The sequence below is a fragment of the Melaminivora alkalimesophila genome, from assembly GCF_000282995.1.
In the GTDB taxonomy this organism is placed as follows: domain Bacteria; phylum Pseudomonadota; class Gammaproteobacteria; order Burkholderiales; family Burkholderiaceae_C; genus Melaminivora; species Melaminivora alkalimesophila.
In genome coordinates, this window is record NZ_ALEE01000220.1 from 1 (window position 1) to 15,613 (window position 15,613).

Here is a 15,613-nt window from a genome sequence, read left to right on the forward strand (position 1 = left end):
TGGAGCGGCTGGCCGGCCGTCGCCTGCTCGGGCGACGGCTGCGGCTCCGGTAGCGTGCTGGTCGGCAGCGGGCCGCTGTCCAGGGCCGCCAGCGCCGCGTCCAGTTCGTCCTCGATGCTCTGGTCTTTCGGTTCGCTCATGGGTGTTCTCCTTGTTCAAAAGCGCCTGCCGCCGGCTCTCAAGAGCCGGATCGGTGAAGGTGATGGGTAGCTGGGAATCGACGGCGGCGCGGATCATCTGCGCCTTGAACTCCACCGTGCCGTTGACGGTGATGCGGTTGCCGTAGCGTTGCATCGCCAGGCGCAGGGCTTCTTGCAGCCCTTCGCGCGTGGCCTCGCGGGAGACTTGCAGGCGGTCACCGTCATCGCGCACGGCGCTCATGCCGGCGCGGAAGATGATCGTCCCCTTCTTCGTGATGTTGTCCACCGCCGGCGCGTGGCCGGGCTTCGCCTGGCCCTCGCCCCGGATGGTGTTGCCCTTGAGGCCCTGGGCCGCCTCGCGGGCGCGCAGGGCGGCCAGGGCGTCGGCGCCGCCGTGCTGCGCCTCCTTCTTGAGCCAGTCGGCCCACGTGCGCCGGCTGTGCTCGGCGTAGAGGGCCGTGCGCTCCTGCTGGAACTGCTTGTTGATCGCCTGGATTTCGCTGCGCAGGGCCTTGCTCGCCTGGGCGTACAGCAGCTTCTTGTTCGCGCGGCCCTCGCCGACCACCTTAATCGTGGCGCGGCGCAGGCGGTTCGACCTCTTGGCCGCCTCGATCAGCCGATCCTTGCGATGCCGGGCGCGCTCCAGGGCCTGGGCGCGCGCCGTGGTCAAGCTCTGCTGCTCGGCCTTGTACTTCGCGTACAGCTCCACGGTGTTGACGCGAAGGCGGATGGGGTCTTTGCGGTACTGCCGCTTCGCGGTGGTTTGCGCCTGCCGTTCGGGCGAAGCCTCGAACGGGCCAAGCCGCGCCTCCAGGCTCGGCTTGGAAAGGTCGCGGGCTACTGTGCTCGCCTTCACCATCGTTCCGTCGCCGGCCTCGAACACGAGGCCATTGGCGCGGACGCGCAGCTCCATTCCGTTGTCGCGCATGACCTGGTGCAGTTCCTGCCAGGACTGCGCGCCCTTGATCTCGTCCAGGCACTCGCGCTTGATCCAGCCGACCAGGCTTTCAACGCCGGCATGCCGCTCCATGTCGGCGGCCCGGCCCTCCGCGCCGCGCTTGCGCGGCTCGTGGTTGTCGCGCTCCAGGCCGTAGTCGCGCTCCAGGGCCGTGCAGAGTTCCGCCAGCGCCCGGTGCGGGTAGTACGGCTCGTGCATCGTGTGCCGCGTCGGGTGAATCTTGTTGATGGCGATGTGGATGTGCAGGTTGTCGGTGTCGTTGTGGACGGCACTGATTCGCTGATGCTCGCCATAACCCAGCCCGACGCAGATGCGTTCCTCAATCGCGCGCAAGGTGTCGGCGCTGGGCTGCTCGCCGGCCCGGAAGCTGACGATCAGGTGGTAGGTCTTGTCGCCCTTCGCGCGGGTGTTCGTGTGCTGGGTCGCCAGCACCTCCGTGATGGCGTCCTGGATGGAACCGGCTTCGCAGTTCGTCGCCTGCACGTGGCCCAGCCGGTGGTCTTTGCTTTGGGCGTCGGTGATGTAGTTCGCCAGGCCCGCGAAGTCGCTCTTGCCAAGCGAGCGCATCGGCACGTGCTTGGCGATCATGGCCGCCCCTCCGGCTTTTTAGCCGCTAAAGAAGTCAAGGCTCGGCCCTCGGCTGAACCACGGCCTTCATGATCCGGCTCATTTCGTCCTGGGTGGCCTCGATCCGGCCCAGCAGGGCCAGGATGGTCGCCTCGCCGAACTGGAGCGTTCGCACGTCATCGGTCAGCCAGAGCTTGAGCAGGCCGCCAAGGCGGCCAAGGTCGCCGTTGACGCGCACCAGCTCGCGCACGTGCTGGTAGTCCATGACGCCCTTGATCTGGTAGCCCTGGCCCACGTCGCGCAGATAGCGCGCCACGCTGACGCCCGCCCTCTTGGCGTTCGCCTCGATCTCGTCTTTCTCTTCGGGGAACACCGGCACCCGCAGGTGCTGCCGCCGCCGGCGGCCGTGTTCCTTTTCGTCGTTCTCCATGCCTCGCCTCGTCTCTCATGCCGGCGGTAGCCGGCTGCCTCGCAGAGCAGGATGACCCGTTGAGCGCCCCCGGCGCGAATAAGGGACAGTGAAGATAGATAACCGGCTCGCCGGTTAGCTAACTTCACACATCCTGCCCGCCTTACGGCGTTAATAACACCAAGGAAAGTCTACACCAGCCATTACGATTTATCCGCAACTATCGCGCTATCAGGCCGCAAAAGCAGCAACGGATATAGCGAAACCCGCCACAATGGCCCATAATGCCGCTATCGAAGCGTGCCAATGCACGCCGATAGCGGACTTTTTGCGTTTCCGTAGCGCCGCTTAGTAGCGTTACATTTGCGATGAGAGGATTAGATGGACGAACACGATGCCAAAGACCTACCCCGAAGAGCTGGCTGAATGGGTGAAGGGACGGGAAGCCAAGAAGCCGCGCCAGGACAAGCACGTGGTCGCGTTCCTGGCCGTCAAGAGCGACGTTCAAGCGGCGCTCGATGCGGGCTATGCGATGAAAACGATCTGGGAGCACATGAAGGAAACCGGCCGGCTGCGCTGTCGGTACGAAACCTTCACCCAGCACGTGAAGCGGTACATCAAGGCCGCGCCGGTAGCTTCCCCGCCGCCTCCCGCCACTCCCCCGGACAGCCAGCCCAAGGGCGCGAAGCCCGAGCCGAAGGCCGCCCCGCCGGCCTCGGAATCCAAGAGTGAGCCACCCAAGATCGGCGGCTTCACGTTTGATGCGACTCCAAAGAAAGAGGATTTACTGTAATGGCGAAAATTCACATGGTTCTGCAAGGCAAGGGCGGCGTCGGCAAGTCGATGATCGCGGCCACCATCGCGCAGTACAAAGCCGGCAAGGGACAGAAGCCGCTTTGCATCGACACCGATCCGGTGAACGCGACGTTCGAGGGCTACAAAGCCCTCAACGTGCGCCGGCTCAACATCATGGACGGCGACGAGATCAACACCCGGAATTTCGACGCCCTGGTCGAGATGATCGCGTCGGCCGAGGGCGACGTCATCATCGACAACGGGGCCAGCTCGTTCGTGCCGCTGTCGCACTACCTCATCAGCAACCAGGTGCCGGCGCTGCTCCAGGACATGGGCCACGAACTCGTGGTGCATACGGTCGTCACCGGCGGCCAGGCCCTGGTGGACACGGTGAGCGGCTTCGCCCAGCTCGCCAGCCAGTTCCCGGCCGAATGCCTGTTCGTGGTCTGGCTGAACCCGTATTGGGGGCCAATCGAGCACGAGGGCAAGGGGTTCGAGCAGTTGAAGGCGTACACGGCCAACAAGGGCCGTGTGTCCGCCATCATCCAGATTCCGGCGCTGAAAGAGGAAACCTACGGCCGCGACTTCGCCGAAATGCTCCAGGATCGGCGCACCTTCGATGAGGCCCTGGCCGATTCGGCGCTCACGATCATGACGCGGCAGCGGCTCAAGATCGTGAAAACCCAGCTCTTCGCCCAGCTCGAAAACGCGGCGGTGCTCTGATGGCGGCCGACGACAAGATCGAGGAGCTGATACGGGAGATCGCGGCCAAGCACGGCATCGCCGTGGGCCGCGACGATCCGATCTTGATCCTCCAGACCATCAACATGAAGCTGATGCAGGACAGCGCATCGGCCCAGCAGGAAATCTTGGACGCCTTCAAGTCGGAACTGGAGTCCATCGCCCACCGATGGGGTGATGACGCCAAGGGAAAGGCGGAAAGGACGCTCAACGCGGCGTTGGCGGCCAGCAAGGACGCCATGACGCGGGGAATGCAGGAGGGCGCGAAGGCGGCCGCCGAGGCCGTGCGGCGTGAGGTTGAGGCGGTGACGGCGCAGCTCGTCGCGCCGATCCGCGAGGCGCGGCGCGTCGCCATGATGAACATGGTCGCGGCCGGCATGGCGGTCGTGGCCGCCGGCCTGGCCCTGTGGGCCTCGCTGTAGATGGCGATGCGGGATCTCATCGTCAGAACTGGCGATGGTCGACCGCGCCGGCGGCATCGCCAGGTTCGGCGATGCTGGCCAGCTCCCGGCATCGTCGCTTGTGACGATGCTGCAGGATGATTCCGCCAGGCCCTCGGCGGGCCTCCCTCGCCAGAAATGGCGATGCTCGAGAAAAAAGCCCGGCGACCGCCGGGCTTCGTTTTTATGCGGGCCTGGCTGACAGGCCCAAGGACTGCGATCTCCCTGGCCGCTCCTGGGCCTGGGATTGCTTGCGCTCCTGCTCCTGCTTGCGCATCAGCAGCTCATGCCGGCGGGCGGCCTCGCGCATGGCATCCCAATCGGAAGCCAGCTCGGGGTTCTCGGCGCGCATCTTGCGCGTCGCCAGCTCTTCGATCTTCGGCGAGTGCAGGCCCATGCCTTCCTTGATCTCGCGGACGGCCTCCAGGCGCGCGTGAAGCGTCTGCAAGCGGGCCTGCTGCTGCGCCTGCTGGTTCTGCCAGGCTCGCTTAGAGCCGGGCAAGGAAAGCCGGCCAGGCGCGGACGCCTGGGTCTGCTGCAAGCGGGCCTGCTGCCGGTCGATCAGGTTTTCTAGCCTGTCCTCGATGTGCTCCACCTGGTCGTGCTTGGCCTGCACGTAGAGCGCCAGGGTTTCGGGGTAGGACTGCTCGACCGGGGCCGCCTCTAGGGTGGCCTGCTGCTCGATCTCGGCCGCCTGGGCGGCCTCCAGCAAGTCGGCTCCGGTGTCCTCGCGCGAAGCGCCGAAGGCGGCACCGCCGAGGGTGGCCGGCGCGCTGACGCGGGCCGGCTTGGTGGCGCGGCTCTCGGTGCCGCTGCCGGGGATGGTGAGTCGTTTCAAGGGCGTGCCTCCTTTTTAGCCGCTAAAGCTACATGGAGCGCCCCCGCGTCAGTTTCGGGGCCTCTGCGGCGACTGCCGCCTTGCCCTGGGCGTTGTAGCTGATGCTCTTTGCGCTCCCAATTTCAGGTACTTTATCGAAATCTGACCGAGCGTGCATGACAAAGTTCTTGCCGATCTGCTGGTACACGTTGGTGGCGTCGGCATGAACGATCACGCCGGCGTGGGTCTGCTTCTTGTCGGCCGCTTGGGCCGTGTACAGGTTGTAGATGCCGGGCTTCAACGCGCCCGCCTTGTCTACTTTCTGATTCGTCCAAGCGCCGTCCTTTTCGGCCTGAACGATGCGTTGACCGTTCATGACCAAGAGGCGTTCTTTCATCGGGCACTCCTATGGTTGCCGTAGTTCTCAAAAGGGTGATGGTGGCCCCATGCAAGCCGCGCTCCAACAAAAAAGCCGACCTCGGCAAAGCGAGGCCGGCTCTTCCCAGCGGCCGGGTTGTGCGTTTTGTCAGGGTTCCAGGGTAATTTTAAGGAAAACCAACCGATTTATCAGGTCTTTTTGCGTCCGCCGCTGGTCGGATCGGCCGCCCGGCCTTGCGCCATGACGGTTTCCAGGGCCTCCAGCCGGCCGCGAAGCCCGGCCGCTTCCTCGCGGGCCTGGGCAGCGTCGCGCTTCGCCTGGTCGCGCTCGCCCTGGGCGGCGGTCAGCCGCTCGGCCTGGCGGTGTGCCTCGGCCGCCATCGCCTTGCGCTGCTCCTGGTGGGCCTGCTCGGCCGCCTCGGCCTTGGCCTGCACCTTCACCAGCTCCGCGCGCACCTGGTCGCGCTCGGCGGCGGCCACCTCGGTGGCCTTCCGCTGCTCGGCCTGAGCGGCGCGCGCCTGGTCGGTCGCCTGGTTCGCCCGCTCCAGGTCGGCACGCAGCTCGCCGGCGCGGCGCTCGATCTCGGCGGTACGGCTGTTCGCGGCCGCGAGGTCGGCCCGCAGGGCCTCCACCTGGTCGGCGCTGGCCGTGGCCCTCTCCTGGGCCTTGTCGCGCTCTGCGCGCGCCTGGCGGGCTTCCTGATGGGCGTGATCCAGCTCCGTGCGCAGCTCGCCGGCCCTGGCCTCGGCCGTGGCCGCGCGCTCGCTGGTCGCCGCGAGCTTGCCGCGCAGCTCGTCGGCCTCGCCCTTGGCGGCCGCCTCGACGGCCTCCAGGGCCGCGACGCGGGCCTTGGCCTCGTCCAGCTCGCCGGTGAGCTGGTCGGCCAGCTCTGCGGCTTCCTGGCGCGCTGCTTCCGTCTCCTGGCGCACGGCCTCCAGCGCCTCGCGCTCGGCGGCCAGGCGGTTGTTCGCCATTTCCAGCGCCACGGCCCACAAGTCGCCGCCCAGCTCGGCCAGCTTGTCGGTGATCGCCTGCGGTGCCGGCTCGCGGATCGGGGCGGCCTGGCTGGCCTTGCGTGCGCGCCACTCGTTCATCGCCTCGCTGATGGTGGTGAAGCTGCCGCTGCCGAGCTGCTTGCGCACGTTCGCCAGCGTGGGGTTCTGGCCGGCCGCGTCCAGTTCGTCGGCCACCGCAAATATCTGCTCCTTCGAGATCGCCATGTCGGGCCTCCTTTGGCCGGTTGTATGTTGTAGCGTGTAGCATACTACAACATACAACACTACGCAAGCGGTTTAGCTGAACTTTTTTTAGCGGCTAAAACGCGGGCAAAAAAAAGCCCCGCTCGATGGCGGGGCGATGGGTGGGGGTCGGTGGTCGGCGATGCCCGGCGCTGGGCGTGTCAGCCCTCCAGCAGCGCGACAAGCTGCACGGTGCCAAGGTCGGCCTCGAACTCCTGGCCGTCATCCTCGTATTTGAGCCAGGCCCAGCCCTCGGCCGGGGGCCGGCGGTTGAGGATCAGCCGTGCCGGCCGGTCGTCGTGCTTGACCTGGATGATGGCCTTCTTGAGCTTGTCGGGGTCGGCCTCCTTCGGCTCCTTCTTCCCCTTGGCGTCATCATCCTGCGGCCCCTGCTCGCCGTCGCCGGCCTCGGCGTCGGTCTTGCCGGTCAGCGCATCGACGGTGTTGGGATCACGGTCGCCGTCCTCGTGACTGCGCTTGTCCTCCAGGAACTCGCGCAGCAGCTTCACCGAGCCGCGCGTCAGCTCCTGGCTGTCGTCGGCCAGCCAGGCGGCCACCTCGTCGGGGTTCTTCTTGTAGGCCGTCACCAGCTCGTTGATGACAGTCACGTCCTTGCCCCGGCCGCTATTGAACGCCTCGGCAATGGGTTCGGGCAAGTCCAGCAGCGTGACGTGCTGCGTGACGAAGGCCGGCGACTTGCCGATCTCCTTGGCGATCTCGCCCTTCTTCTTGCCCTTCGCCAGCTCGCGGCCGATGAAGTCGGCGATCTCACGCGCCGTCAGCTCGTTGCGTTGCAGGTTCTCGATAACCTGGTCGGCCTCGTTGTAGTCGTTGTCGATGAAGGCCGGGATCGTGGTCTTGTGCGCCCACTTCGAGCCGCGATAGCGCCGCGCGCCGTGGTTGATGAGGTAGCGCCCCGGTGCGTCCGGGTTCTCGCGCACGCTGATGGGCGACTTCACGCCGCGCGCTTTGATGGTCTCGCCGATCTCCGCGATGCTCTCCGGCGAGAAGCCGGGGTTGTCGGCCGTGCGCGGCTGGTGTGGGTCTTCGTCGATCAGGTCAAGCGGCAGCTCCTGCGGGCCTGCGCCGCCGGCGTTGGCCGCCGGCTGCTCGTTCAGCAGGCCGGCCAGGTCGCCCAGCCCGTCCAGGCCCAGCCCGGACGATTGCGGCTTGTCCTGCTCCTTCTTCTTGGCGTTGGTCTTGGCGCTCATTGCGCGATCTCCATCTTCGTGAACACGTAATCCGCCAGCGCACGCACCTCCTGGGTGGCCTTCCGCGCGGCGGTCTTCTTGATCTTCCACACCGGCATCTGCTCGCCCAGCGCCTCGGCGATGCTGTCACGCGCGCCGATGCTGAACGGCAAGATGAGCTGCGGGTATGCCTGCTGCAACGTCGCCAGGTTGTTGACGTGGCGCGGCTTCCGCGCGTCCACCTTGTTCGGCACCATGCCGAGGAAGCGCAGCTTGGGGTTCTGCTTGCGCAGGTTGCTGATGACCGCGACCATCTTCTTCATGCCCTGCAAGCTGTACGCCTCCATTTCGATGGGCGACAGCATGTAGTCGGCCGTCAGCACGGCCGCCGTCATGGCGACGCCAAGGGAGGGGGCCGTGTCGATCAGGCACACGTCGAAGAACTCGCCCAGCGCGGCCACACTGGCCCGCAGCGCGGCGGCCGCCTGGGAAAGCTCCATCTTGTCCAGGTTCGCCAGGTTGGCGTCTGCCGCGATCAGCGCCAGGCTCTCGCCCTCGCGCTTGCCGAACCAATACCGCAGGTCATCGGTGTCGCCGGTGAACAACTGGCTGGCGAGGTAGCCCGATTGGTACGCCGACAGCGTGAACGATGCGTTGCCCTGGGTGTCCAGGTCGATCACGGCCACGCGAAGGCCGCGCTCCAGGAAGTCGAATGCCAGGTGGCAGGTGGCGAACGTCTTGCCTTGACCGCCCTTCTGAATTGCCGTGACCAGTGTTTTCATGACTTGGGTTCCTGTTTCCTCTTGGCGTCTGCTTCCCACTTCTTGACGATGAACGCTTGATGCTCCGGCAGTACCGCCGTCACTCGCTCGAAGCCCTCGGGGAGCTGTTCCCCTGCTGCTGCCCATACGCGACTGACCGCCTGCGACACCGCCCCCTTGGTCAGCCCCAGCGAAGTGACAAACTCCGCCTGGGGCCGGCCATCGACCAGCACGCCGCGCGCTATGTCGATGGTCTGCTGCCCGATCTCCAGCCCCTTGATGGCCGTCTGGAATTGGGCTTCGGTTAGCCGTTTCTTCATGGATTGCACCCATAACACTCCACACCCGGTTTGTTGAACAAATGGCGGTGCCAGCCGCCAACCATGTGCAGAAGTTTAGCTAAACCATGCGAAGCCGTCAAGCGTTTTAGCGGCTAAAAATTTGTTCGCGCCTTGTCGATGGCCGATGCCGTTGCGGCCGTCGCCCGCGCCTGTCGCCAGTGGTCGGAATCCACCGCGCACGCGCAAAGCGTGGCCCCGTCCTGGTCGTAGAACACGGCCGGCCGGCCCTCCACCTTCGCCTCGATGCGCAGCGCCTTGGCAGGCAGGCCCAGCCCGTCCGCGATGACGGCCAGGGTGGCGCGCTGCAAGGCCAACTCTTCCCCCTTGGCGTCAATGAGCTGTGCCGCATGGGCGGCACTCAGGAAGAACGTCATCAGCGGGCCTACGGTGCGCGTGCCGCCGCTGGCAAAGCACACGTCGAAGGAACCGCCGCCCACGTGCGGATCGACGCCCTCCACGAGACGCCAGGGGTCAAGGCCCCATTCTTCGGATTGCGCGCTGTACCAGTAGGCCGGCGCGTCGCCGTTCAAGTCGCTGTCCGCGTACTCGCGCACCATGACGGCCACGCGGCCAGTGGTCGGCTCCACGAAGCCAGGCGGGTAGGGGAGGGTCTGCTTTGCCATGTCAAAGCCCTTTCGGTTTGTAGATCGAAACGAAGTAGGTGATCGCGGTCAGTGCCGCGAAGTACGCCAGGAACGACCAGCCGGCATACACGCCAGGCGTGTTCCAGTGGTAGAGCATCCGCACGAACTGGAAGAAGGTGATGATCGCCAGCACCCACTTGAGCACCGGCCAGACCAGCACGGTCGCCACCCATACGAACTTGACCAGGCCGGCCACCAGGCCCCGGCCTTCGGCCTTGGGTGCGGCAGGCGCAGCAGCGGGCGCGGCAGGCTGCACCGGCTCGGGAGCCGGCGGCTTGCTCGCCCTGGGGAACTTGACGATGTTGGACATGGCTTGACCCTCCACGCGGTTACGTGTTGAATGCTGGATGCTCCCACTCGGAAGCATGGTTACGGTGTGCCAGCACCAGGCCAAGCGCCCCGGATCACTCCGGGGCGTTCCTCCACCTGGGGCCGTCGAACGTGTGGAATGCCGTCATTGCAGCGTCGCTCCGCTCATGCGTCGCACGGCCGCCGCCAGCAGCATTTCCGTCAGCTCGTTATCTTCCTCCGGCGTGATGCAGCCGCCGCAGATGCTGCCGAACTTCTCGCGGGCATCATCGGCGCCGATGATGGTGTGGCTCAAGGTTCGGATGCTCTTGCCGCAGCGCCGGCAGCACGTCTCGATGATCTCGATCTTGCCTTTGCTCATGGGACTGTTTCCTCTTGGCGTTCCGTTGATGACCCGGCCGAAGCCGGGCCGCCTTCCCTTACCAGCCGACGCTGCGCTTGGCCTGCTCGACCGCTTGGCTCGACCATTCGCCCTTGGCACTGGCCTCCAGGCTCAAGGCGGCGAAATAGGCTTTGCCGCGCAGCTCTTCCGCCTGCTTCACCAGCTCGGCCGCCTCGGCCATCGTGGCCTCGATCTGGTCGCGGCGGGCTTGGAAGTCGGTGGCTTCCACATTCGGCAGGGCGTCAACCCAAGGCATGATCTTGTTCTTGCTCATCGGAACCTCTCCGGTAATCGACCTGGGCGGAATGCCCGGCCTTCAAGTGCTATATTAGGACAAAATGTCCTAGCCTGTCAAGCACTTTAGCTAAACTATTTTCGCTTTACCGTAGTCCGATGCCTAGCACTTTAGCCGCTAAAGCCTCTTTCCCTGGCGTCAAGCCTCTTTCCAGATCAGCCCGAGGCCGGCGTAGTCGCACAGCAGCGCCCACGCGGCATAAGGGATCGGCGTGTCCTCGCCCACCCATCGCCGGATCGTCCGGTCGCCCTTCGGGCCGAGGCCCAGCACCTTCGCGGCTTTGCCGCCGGTGAGGCCCGCCAGGCGCAGCACCTCGCGCACCTCTTCGCCGCTCGGCTGCGCCCACCGCTCGGCCGGCTTCAAGCACTCCAGCCGGATATTGGCGTCGTTCGTCATTCGTTTCTTCTCCTGGTCACGTGATAAGCCGCAGTTGGTCGAATCCGTAGATCGACTGAATGCAGCTCGGGTCTGAATCCACCACACGGCGGCCCGCGCGGTTGGTCTTGTATGTCACCGGCCGGTCGTCATGCGCCCACACCTGGCGGGTGTCTGGATGCACCTTCACGATGATGACGCGCTTGCCGATCTCCTTGGCGAACACCGGATGGTGGACGCTCACGATCTCGCACCGTTGGCCTGGTGCGGGCGTGAACTCCACCAGGTCGGCCGGGCCTGCATCGCCATTCCTGGCGGTGCTGCAGGATGCTTCGCCTGCGCCCGGCATCGTCGCTTCTGGCGATACAGGCCCAGCCTCGGCCTTGCAATCGTCAGCTTTGGCGGTGCTGCAGCGCATCGCCGTTTCCGCCGATGCGGGATCTCGCTCGCGGCCCCCGGCCTTTCCCTTGGCGTTCGACCTGGCGGCCCTGGCCGCCTTGACCTTGCCCGCCGCCTCGGCCGCCCAGCGCCGCGCGATGAACGCCTTGTGCGCCGGCAGCACCACATCGACCAAGACGAAGCCCGGCGGGATCGTCACGGTCGCCGGCTCGCGCCGCGCCGGCGGCACCAGGCCGGCCAGCCAATCGGGCAGGGGAGCGTCGGCCAAGCGGTCGCGGTAGTTGGCCTCGATCAACACCGGCCGCTTCTTCTCGGCCAGCATGGCCGTCAGGATGCCGCGCGCAACCTCGTCCACGGTCATGCAGCCCCGCGCCGTGTCGAAGTGCGAGCGATAGCCCGTCGCCGAGATAAACGGCCTGTCCAGGTCAACCGCGTGGAACTGAAAATGCGCGTTGAGCGGCCCGCCATAACCGGCCTCGTACTCCACCAGGGCGCGCACGTCGCCCGCCACGGCCAGGAACTGGCCGCGCTGGCCCCACAAGGGCACGTCCCCCGGCACCGCAGCGCAATGCCGCTCGATGACGCGGCCGGCGGCCTCGTCGTCGGCCATGCACCCGAAGTTCGTGCCGCCGTTCAGCTTCCAGATGATCGCCTCGTATCGGTCGCCGGCCAGCTCGGCCGCCGCCCCGTCGCCGCGCATGACAGCCGCGTCGATCTCCACCACGGCCGCAACGGCCGCAGCCAGCAGGCCGTCACGGTCTGCCGGCAGCTCGGCCAGCAGCTCGGCCGCCGGCGCGCTCCAGTCCTGGCCCGCCTGGGCCGGTTGCTTTGTTCGCTTCGCCATCGCTTGACGTGCTCCTGGTGCAGCCCCGGCCGGAGCCGGGGCCGCCCCTCATCAGTCAATAGCCCGGTAGATCGCAGCGGCCTCGGGGTGGCCGGCCGCGAAGCCGCGCAGGAAGTGATAGCGGTCGATCAGGGCGTCGGCCGCGTCCGTGCCGGCGATCTCGGCCGCGAGCTGGCCGAGCGCGAACAGGGTTGCGACAATGCCGGCGGCGTCGGCCGACAGTTCGCCCCGGAAGCCGTTGCCGTCTACCTCGATCTCCAGGCGCTCGGCCAGGTCGGGGGCCAGGTAGAAACCGCCGTCCGACAGGGTGTAGTAGTGCCAATACGCGCCGTTGTAGCGTTCGCAGAGCCGGCGCAGCCAGGCGTACACAAGGGCCTCGCCGCGCATCATCAGGCGCGGGCCGAAGTAGGTAGGCAAGAAGTCGAGGCGCTGGGCCTCGGCGACCAGGGAAGCGGTGACGGGTTGGTCTTGGGTGTTCATCGGAACTCTCCGGTAGTTGACCTGGGCGACATGCCCGGCCTTCAAGACGTATATTAGGACAAAATGTCCTAACCTGTCAAGCACTTTAGCTAAACTTTAGCCGCTAAACTGGACTTCGTCCCCTTGGAGTGATAGGATTGAATCCTATTGAACCGAATGGAGGCCGCCATGCGAACCACCCAGCAACTGAGCATCACCCTGCCGAACGACATGGCCGACGTGGTGAAAACGAAGGTCAAGACCGGGGAGTACGCGAGCGAAAGCGAGGTCATCCGCGACGGCCTGCGTGCGCTACTCGCGCGTGATCGCGCCGTCGAGTCCTGGCTTCACAACCAGGTCGGCCCGGCGTATGACGCCCTGAAAGCCGATCCCTCCCGAGCCGTCACCGCCGACCAGGTGCGCGCCCGCCTGGCCGCCGAGCATGCGAAGGCGCAATGAGCTACGCGGTCGTCTTCTCGCCCGAGGCCGAAGAGCAGCTTGCCGAGCTGTACCGCTACATCGCGGCGGCGGCGTCGCCTGACGTTGCCGCTCGCTACACCGAGGCAATCGTCACCTATTGCGAAAGCCTGCGCACGTTTCCACTGCGCGGCACCATGCGCGACGATGTGCGGCCCGGCCTGCGCATCACGAACTACCGCAAGCGCGCCGTGATCGCCTTCGATGTGGCCGGCGATCTGGTTTCCATCATCGGCGTGTTCTACGGCGGGCAGGACTACGAGTCGATCCTGCACGACGACGCGGACGACTGAATTCCCCCGCTTCTTGACACTTGAGGGGCGCAATCACGCCCTGGGCCTGGCAGGCCGACCCCTCCCTTGGCGTTCAACCTTGCGGCCTTCGAGCTGGAGCCATCTTCCGACTTGGCGACGGCGCAGGAGTCACCGCGGCCTTGACAGTTGGGGAGTCCAGAGGGGGCCTTGGCCCCCTTTGGAAGAGCACGAACTTCTGCCAGGCGCTTGCGCCTGGCTATGGTCAGCCGTAGCGCCGTAGGCGCTCCATTCTTGGGGTGAAGGCCGTAGGCCGAGGGGCAACGCCCCTGGGGGGATGGGAGGCCGCTTTAGCGGCCGGGTGGGATCGAGAAGGGGGGGCACCCCCCTTCGGCGGCCGATTATTCTGCGGGGCACCTTGGGCCGGTTTGCCGCTTTTTTCGACACCCGGTTATAACAACTAGGTTTAATATAAAGGTTATGAAGGGTTAAAAGCCGGTTAGCTTGACCGGAAAACGCGCGCAAGCCGTTGATACGCCAAGGAAAAGGCTCGAAGGGCCGCCCCTCAAGTGTCAATGGATAAGCCCCTCAAGGGTCAATAGTCTGCCCGTCAAGTGTCAAGGATCGCGCCCCTCATCTGTCAGCACCCCCGCCCCTCAAGTGTCAGTACGGCAAGGGCCTTGCCAACAGGCTTATCCACAACTTCTGTGGATAAAGCCAGCCCGATCAAGCACATAGGCCGCCTCGACGGCCTCCGGCGCGGCTCCAGCCGGCCGATTTCGAGGCCGGCCCCTCATCTGTCAGCATCGCGCCGGGGTGCGCTGCCCCCCAAGTGTCAAGAAACGCCCCTCAACTGTCACCAGCCGGCGTTTTGTCCCCAAACGATCCACAAGGCCGACCAGGCAGCGCCGGCCCTCTATGGCCCCGAGAAGGGGCCAGAAAGGCCCGCCAGGGCCTCGTAGCCTAGCGGCGAGGGCCACCGGCCCGGTGAGCGTCGGGAAGGCGCTGGAAGCCCGCCAGGGGCGAGACGGGCGGCCGTGGCCGCCTGGCTCGATGCGTAGCACGACATAGCCGGTTCTCGCGGCCGCCGGCCGGGAGAATCCCCCGCAGCTTGGCCCCTCAAATGTCAAAGAGCGGATCTCATCGTCGGAAGTGGCGATGGGGCCCTCGGGGCATCGTTGGATGTGGCGATGGTCGACCGTGGCCAGGACGTGGCCAGGACGTGGCCAGCCTCGCCGGAAGTGACGATGCTGCAGCTCGACGTGCGCGAGCTGGTGCGCGGTACTGCCTCGCCGGAAGTGGCGATGCTCGAGAAAAAAAGCCGCCTCGATCTCGGGCGGCTCCAGGGGAGGGCAGGGGGGCGATCACCGCTTGCAATGCACCAGGTCGTCGTTCACCCACGCACTTTCGACCAGGCCGTTTTCGCGCAGCTCGTCGCACGCTTCGCCTACCTGCTCGCGCCACTTCTTCGGCCGGGTGGAATCCGAGCCGCACATCAGCCGGAACGTCTCCAGCTTAAGCGGGTACGGCTCCTTGTGGGTGGCGAAGTAGTCGAACATGCGCCGCGCGGTGGGCGACAGCTTGCGGTACTTCTCCCACACGAATTTCGTGTAGTGGTCGCCGGCGAACAGCACCACGATTTCGGCGTCGATCTCGACCTGGCAGCGCGACGTGCGCTTGCCGCGATCCAGGACGCGGAAGCGCCGGATCAGCGACACCGATTCGAGCCGGCCGATGCGTTGGGATGAGAACTGCATGGCCGACGCCTGGAGCCGCGTCAGGCATTCCTCGGCCCTTGTGTAGTACCGACCGTTGATTGACCAGTCCAAGTCCTGGCAAAGCTCGTAGAACGTGAAGGAAACCGGCTCTCCGAGCGCGGTGCGCTTCGCGTACTCCAGCACCTGGGCGAATACCAGCTCGTCGTCGTCGGCGCGCAGTTCGATCCCGGTGTAGGTGATCTCCACGTCTTTGTTGACGTGGTAGATCGACTGGCCTTGCAGCGCGGCGCGCGGCACCTTCTTGTTGCGGACGGTGAAGATCGCCGACCGCCCGAAGTCGTTGGGCAGTGCCCGCATGTGATCCGGCCAGGGAGCCAGGTCGAACAGCGAGAGCTGCATGTCCTTGATCTGCTGCTTCGTGTGCTTGAGCAAGGCCGTCTGCTTGGCCTCGCTGACCTTCTCGGCCAGCTCACCGCCGGCCGTTCGCTTCTTGGTCGCCATCGCACTACTCCGTTTGTCCTGGGCCAGCGCGCCGATCTGCTCGGCCATCTTGTTCACGGCGGTGCGCGGTTCGGGCGGCAGGCCCATCGTGCGCGCAAGCTCGGCCGATTCCTGCGCCATGCGCTCGGATCGCTCGACGGCGGCACTTGCCGGCGTCGGTAGCTTCGGCGGCAAAGCCGTCTC

The 15,613-nt window shown here is 66.0% G+C and carries 21 protein-coding genes; 5 read left to right on the plus strand and 16 right to left on the minus strand.

The features are described 5' to 3' along the window. A partial coding sequence (gene traI, locus A612_RS03675) for a TraI/MobA(P) family conjugative relaxase (RefSeq protein ID WP_019373233.1) occupies window positions 1-1,686 on the minus strand: 1,686 nt, incomplete at its 3' end. A gap of 34 nt (window positions 1,687-1,720) precedes the next feature. Continuing rightward, entirely contained in the window at window positions 1,721-2,095 is a 375-nt protein-coding gene (traJ, locus tag A612_RS03680) for a conjugal transfer transcriptional regulator TraJ (protein ID WP_000426567.1), read from the minus strand. 373 nt (window positions 2,096-2,468) lie between these two features. Here traJ and A612_RS03685 point away from each other — a divergent pair, with 373 nt between their 5' ends. Genes A612_RS03685 through A612_RS03695 form a run of 3 tightly spaced genes read left to right on the plus strand, consistent with a single transcriptional unit; the run spans window position 2,469 to window position 4,032 of the window. Next, window positions 2,469-2,867, plus strand: a complete 399-nt coding sequence (locus A612_RS03685) for a TraK family protein (protein ID WP_001127128.1) — start codon at window positions 2,469-2,471, stop codon at window positions 2,865-2,867. Beyond that, on the plus strand, window positions 2,867-3,592 hold the full coding sequence (locus A612_RS03690) for a nucleotide-binding protein (protein ID WP_001062597.1): 726 nt from the start codon (window positions 2,867-2,869) through the stop codon (window positions 3,590-3,592). Before A612_RS03685 ends, A612_RS03690 begins: the two co-directional genes overlap by 1 nt. Beyond that, window positions 3,592-4,032 carry a conjugal transfer protein TraM gene (locus tag A612_RS03695; protein ID WP_000718516.1) on the plus strand — a complete coding sequence of 147 codons (441 nt, stop codon included), beginning with the start codon at window positions 3,592-3,594 and terminating at the stop codon, window positions 4,030-4,032. The genes A612_RS03690 and A612_RS03695 overlap by 1 nt, the downstream gene beginning before the upstream one ends. Before the next feature lie 202 nt (window positions 4,033-4,234). Here the strand turns inward: A612_RS03695 and kfrC are convergent, their stop codons facing one another. From kfrC to A612_RS03760, 13 genes are all read right to left on the minus strand, one after another. Next, window positions 4,235-4,888: an IncP plasmid survival protein KfrC gene (kfrC, locus tag A612_RS03700; RefSeq protein ID WP_000826922.1), complete on the minus strand. Its 654-nt coding sequence runs from the start codon at window positions 4,886-4,888 to the stop codon at window positions 4,235-4,237. 28 nt (window positions 4,889-4,916) lie between these two features. After that, window positions 4,917-5,264: an IncP plasmid survival protein KfrB gene (gene kfrB, locus A612_RS03705; protein ID WP_000664557.1), complete on the minus strand. Its 348-nt coding sequence runs from the start codon at window positions 5,262-5,264 to the stop codon at window positions 4,917-4,919. Window positions 5,265-5,434: 170 nt separating this feature from the next. After that, window positions 5,435-6,466 carry a DNA-binding protein gene (locus A612_RS03710; RefSeq protein WP_011342948.1) on the minus strand — a complete coding sequence of 344 codons (1,032 nt, stop codon included), beginning with the start codon at window positions 6,464-6,466 and terminating at the stop codon, window positions 5,435-5,437. Between the two features lie 179 nt (window positions 6,467-6,645). Next, window positions 6,646-7,695 (minus strand): transcriptional repressor gene korB, encoded by a 1,050-nt coding sequence (locus A612_RS03715; RefSeq protein WP_011114060.1) that lies wholly within the window; start codon window positions 7,693-7,695, stop codon window positions 6,646-6,648. Further along, entirely contained in the window at window positions 7,692-8,456 is a 765-nt protein-coding gene (locus tag A612_RS03720; protein ID WP_000855329.1) for a ParA family protein, read from the minus strand. The genes A612_RS03715 and A612_RS03720 overlap by 4 nt, the downstream gene beginning before the upstream one ends. Further along, entirely contained in the window at window positions 8,453-8,755 is a 303-nt protein-coding gene (locus tag A612_RS03725; RefSeq protein ID WP_010890110.1) for a transcriptional regulator KorA, read from the minus strand. The genes A612_RS03720 and A612_RS03725 overlap by 4 nt, the downstream gene beginning before the upstream one ends. Window positions 8,756-8,868: 113 nt before the next feature. Then, the gene (locus tag A612_RS03730) at window positions 8,869-9,399 is read right to left on the minus strand and encodes a DUF2761 domain-containing protein (protein ID WP_010890112.1); all 531 of its coding nucleotides are present in this window, start codon (window positions 9,397-9,399) and stop codon (window positions 8,869-8,871) included. Window position 9,400: 1 nt separating this feature from the next. Continuing rightward, a complete protein-coding gene (gene kleE, locus A612_RS03735) occupies window positions 9,401-9,730 on the minus strand; it encodes a KleE stable inheritance protein (protein ID WP_010890113.1) in 330 nt (109 codons plus the stop codon). Window positions 9,731-9,874: 144 nt separating this feature from the next. Next, a complete protein-coding gene (locus A612_RS03740) occupies window positions 9,875-10,090 on the minus strand; it encodes a DUF2688 domain-containing protein (RefSeq protein ID WP_010890114.1) in 216 nt (71 codons plus the stop codon). A 58-nt stretch (window positions 10,091-10,148) separates the two neighbouring features. Beyond that, window positions 10,149-10,385, minus strand: coding sequence for a stable inheritance protein KleA (gene kleA, locus A612_RS03745; RefSeq protein WP_000041932.1), 237 nt, complete (start codon window positions 10,383-10,385; stop codon window positions 10,149-10,151). A gap of 159 nt (window positions 10,386-10,544) precedes the next feature. After that, entirely contained in the window at window positions 10,545-10,802 is a 258-nt protein-coding gene (korC, locus tag A612_RS03750; protein WP_011117141.1) for a transcriptional repressor KorC, read from the minus strand. 16 nt (window positions 10,803-10,818) lie between these two features. Continuing rightward, window positions 10,819-12,024 (minus strand): protein KlcB, encoded by a 1,206-nt coding sequence (locus A612_RS03755; RefSeq protein WP_011405605.1) that lies wholly within the window; start codon window positions 12,022-12,024, stop codon window positions 10,819-10,821. A 51-nt stretch (window positions 12,025-12,075) separates the two neighbouring features. Then, a complete protein-coding gene (locus A612_RS03760; protein WP_001095942.1) occupies window positions 12,076-12,504 on the minus strand; it encodes an antirestriction protein in 429 nt (142 codons plus the stop codon). A 168-nt stretch (window positions 12,505-12,672) separates the two neighbouring features. Between A612_RS03760 and A612_RS03765 the strand changes: the two genes are divergently transcribed. Both A612_RS03765 and A612_RS03770 read left to right on the plus strand, forming a co-directional pair. Then, window positions 12,673-12,942 carry a ribbon-helix-helix domain-containing protein gene (locus tag A612_RS03765; RefSeq protein ID WP_001260984.1) on the plus strand — a complete coding sequence of 90 codons (270 nt, stop codon included), beginning with the start codon at window positions 12,673-12,675 and terminating at the stop codon, window positions 12,940-12,942. Then, window positions 12,939-13,253, plus strand: a complete 315-nt coding sequence (locus A612_RS03770) for a type II toxin-antitoxin system RelE/ParE family toxin (RefSeq protein ID WP_011117139.1) — start codon at window positions 12,939-12,941, stop codon at window positions 13,251-13,253. The genes A612_RS03765 and A612_RS03770 overlap by 4 nt, the downstream gene beginning before the upstream one ends. 1,322 nt (window positions 13,254-14,575) lie before the next feature. Here A612_RS03770 and trfA read toward each other — a convergent pair. After that, on the minus strand, window positions 14,576-15,613 hold a 1,038-nt coding region (gene trfA / locus A612_RS03775), incomplete at its 5' end, for a plasmid replication initiator TrfA (protein WP_051001415.1).

Excerpts from the sequence above, each read along its gene's own strand:
- A612_RS03740 (WP_010890114.1), bottom strand. The coding sequence starts at position 10,090 with ATGAGCAAAGGCAAGATCGAGATCATCGAGACGTGCTGCCGGCGCTGC.
- A612_RS03755 (WP_011405605.1), bottom strand. The coding sequence starts at position 12,024 with ATGGCGAAGCGAACAAAGCAACCGGCCCAGGCGGGCCAGGACTGGAGC.
- A612_RS03730 (WP_010890112.1), bottom strand. The coding sequence starts at position 9,399 with ATGGCAAAGCAGACCCTCCCCTACCCGCCTGGCTTCGTGGAGCCGACC.
- A612_RS03765 (WP_001260984.1), top strand. The coding sequence starts at position 12,673 with ATGCGAACCACCCAGCAACTGAGCATCACCCTGCCGAACGACATGGCC.
- A612_RS03690 (WP_001062597.1), top strand. The coding sequence starts at position 2,867 with ATGGCGAAAATTCACATGGTTCTGCAAGGCAAGGGCGGCGTCGGCAAG.
- korC (WP_011117141.1), bottom strand. The coding sequence starts at position 10,802 with ATGACGAACGACGCCAATATCCGGCTGGAGTGCTTGAAGCCGGCCGAG.
- kfrB (WP_000664557.1), bottom strand. The coding sequence starts at position 5,264 with ATGAAAGAACGCCTCTTGGTCATGAACGGTCAACGCATCGTTCAGGCC.
- A612_RS03770 (WP_011117139.1), top strand. The coding sequence starts at position 12,939 with ATGAGCTACGCGGTCGTCTTCTCGCCCGAGGCCGAAGAGCAGCTTGCC.
- A612_RS03685 (WP_001127128.1), top strand. The coding sequence starts at position 2,469 with ATGCCAAAGACCTACCCCGAAGAGCTGGCTGAATGGGTGAAGGGACGG.
- kleA (WP_000041932.1), bottom strand. The coding sequence starts at position 10,385 with ATGAGCAAGAACAAGATCATGCCTTGGGTTGACGCCCTGCCGAATGTG.
- A612_RS03715 (WP_011114060.1), bottom strand. The coding sequence starts at position 7,695 with ATGAGCGCCAAGACCAACGCCAAGAAGAAGGAGCAGGACAAGCCGCAA.
- A612_RS03760 (WP_001095942.1), bottom strand. The coding sequence starts at position 12,504 with ATGAACACCCAAGACCAACCCGTCACCGCTTCCCTGGTCGCCGAGGCC.
- A612_RS03720 (WP_000855329.1), bottom strand. The coding sequence starts at position 8,456 with ATGAAAACACTGGTCACGGCAATTCAGAAGGGCGGTCAAGGCAAGACG.
- kleE (WP_010890113.1), bottom strand. The coding sequence starts at position 9,730 with ATGTCCAACATCGTCAAGTTCCCCAGGGCGAGCAAGCCGCCGGCTCCC.
- A612_RS03695 (WP_000718516.1), top strand. The coding sequence starts at position 3,592 with ATGGCGGCCGACGACAAGATCGAGGAGCTGATACGGGAGATCGCGGCC.
- traJ (WP_000426567.1), bottom strand. The coding sequence starts at position 2,095 with ATGGAGAACGACGAAAAGGAACACGGCCGCCGGCGGCGGCAGCACCTG.
- A612_RS03725 (WP_010890110.1), bottom strand. The coding sequence starts at position 8,755 with ATGAAGAAACGGCTAACCGAAGCCCAATTCCAGACGGCCATCAAGGGG.
- A612_RS03710 (WP_011342948.1), bottom strand. The coding sequence starts at position 6,466 with ATGGCGATCTCGAAGGAGCAGATATTTGCGGTGGCCGACGAACTGGAC.